At 64.7% G+C, this 1914-nt stretch carries 1 protein-coding gene; it reads left to right on the top strand.

Annotated features, from left to right (window positions below; all coding sequences use genetic code 11):
• Positions 1–26: 26 nt before the first annotated feature.
• Positions 27–1889 carry an acyl-CoA dehydrogenase gene (locus tag WAW17_RS22550; RefSeq protein ID WP_422335136.1) on the top strand — a complete coding sequence of 621 codons (1863 nt, stop codon included), beginning with the start codon at positions 27–29 and terminating at the stop codon, positions 1887–1889.
• Positions 1890–1914: the final 25 nt, after the last annotated feature.

Here is a 1914-nt window from a genome sequence, read left to right on the forward strand (position 1 = left end):
CCCACGAGTGTGAGAGGTACCCGACCATGGGGCATTACAAAAGCAATCTCCGTGACGTGGAGTTCAACCTGTTCGAACTTCTCGGGCGCGACCGTGTACTCGGGACCGGGCCGTTCGAGGAGGTAGACCTCGATACCGCGAAGGTCGCACTGCGCGAGGTCGATCGCCTCGCCCGCGAGGAGCTCGCGGCATCGTTCGAGGATTCCGATCGCAGTCCTACGATCTTCGATGCCGCTTCGCACACGGTCACCGTCCCGCCGTCCTATGCGGCGACGTACAAGACTTGGATGGACGCCGAATGGTGGCGCCTGCGTGTGCTTCCCGAACTGGGCGGAACCCACGCGCCCAGTTCCCTGAACTGGGCTCTCGGCGAGTTCGTCCTCGGGGCGCACCCGACCCTGTGGACGTACGTCGGGTTCCCGACGGCGACCCGCGTGGTATGGCGTCACGGCACCGAGCGCGACAGGAAGATCGCGCAGATCGCCGCCGAGAAGCAGTGGGGCGCGACGATGATGCTCACCGAACCGGACGCCGGCTCCGACGTCGGGGCCGGCCGCACCAAGGCCACCCCCAACGACGACGGCACCTGGAACATCACGGGTGTCAAGCGATTCATCACTGCGGGCGAACACGATCTGACGGACAACATCATCCACATGGTTCTGGCCCGTCCCGTGGGTGTCGAGGGCGCCGGTGGGCCCGGCACCAAGGGACTCAGTCTGTTTCTCGTCCCCAAGTTCCACTTCGACCTCGAGACCGGTGAGCTCACCGGCGAGCGCAACGGTGTCTATGCCACCAACGTCGAGAAGAAGATGGGCGTGAAGGTCTCCGCAACCTGCGAGATGACGTTGGGCGAGAACGAACCGGCACGCGGCTGGCTTCTCGGGGAGGTCCACGACGGCATCGGTCAGATGTTCGACGTGATCGAAGACGCCCGGATGATGGTGGGTTCCAAAGCGATCGCGACCCTGTCGAGCGGGTACCTCAATGCGCTCGAGTACGCCAAGATCCGGCTGCAAGGTGCCGACCTGACACGTTCGTCCGACAAGGCGGCACCCCGCGTGCCCATCACCCGCCACCCCGACATCCGCCGGTCGCTGCTCACACAGAAGTCGTTCGCGGAGGGGCTCCGGTCCCTGGTGCTGTACACCGCGTCGTGGCAGGACGAGATCGCGATCGGGAACGCCGCCGGCACCGACACGACCCTCGCGGAGGCGGTCAACGACCTGCTCCTGCCCGTGGTCAAGGGATACGGCTCCGAACGCTCGTGGACCATCCTCGGAACAGAATCCCTGCAGACCTTCGGCGGATCGGGATACCTCCAGGACTACCCGCTCGAGCAGTACGTGCGCGACGCCAAGATCGACACCGTCTACGAGGGTACGACCGCCATCCAGGCGCAGGACCTGTTCTTCCGCAAGATCGCACGGAACAGGGGAGTGGCGTTCGGGCACCTCGTGCGGGAGATTTCGGGATTCGTCGACGATCCGGCCGCGGCCACCGACCTCGCGTTCGAACGAGACCTTCTCGTCGTGGCGACCGACAGCGTGGAGTCGATCGTCGCGAAGATGACAGCCGACTTGCAGCAGTCGAATCCGACTGTCGAAGGCGGCGACGAGAAGAACGTCTACAAGGTCGGACTCAACGCGACCCGGTTGCTGTACGTGCTCGGCGACATCCTCGTCGCATGGCTGCTGTTGCGCAGTGCCGCAACCGCTCTCCGCGCGCTCGACACGGATCTTCCCGCTGCCGAGAGGTCGTTCTACGAGGGCAAGGTCGCGGCAGCACGGTTCTTCGCTCGTAATGTCCTTCCTGTCGTGGTGGCCGAGGCCCGGATCGCAGGTACCGTCGATGATTCCGTGATGGGCCTGGACGAAGCGGCCTTCTGAAGAAGCAGTTTCCCGGCAACGAGAT

The sequence above is a fragment of the Rhodococcus sp. (in: high G+C Gram-positive bacteria) genome (genome assembly GCF_049286785.1).
In the GTDB taxonomy this organism is placed as follows: Bacteria; Actinomycetota; Actinomycetes; order Mycobacteriales; family Mycobacteriaceae; genus Rhodococcus_F.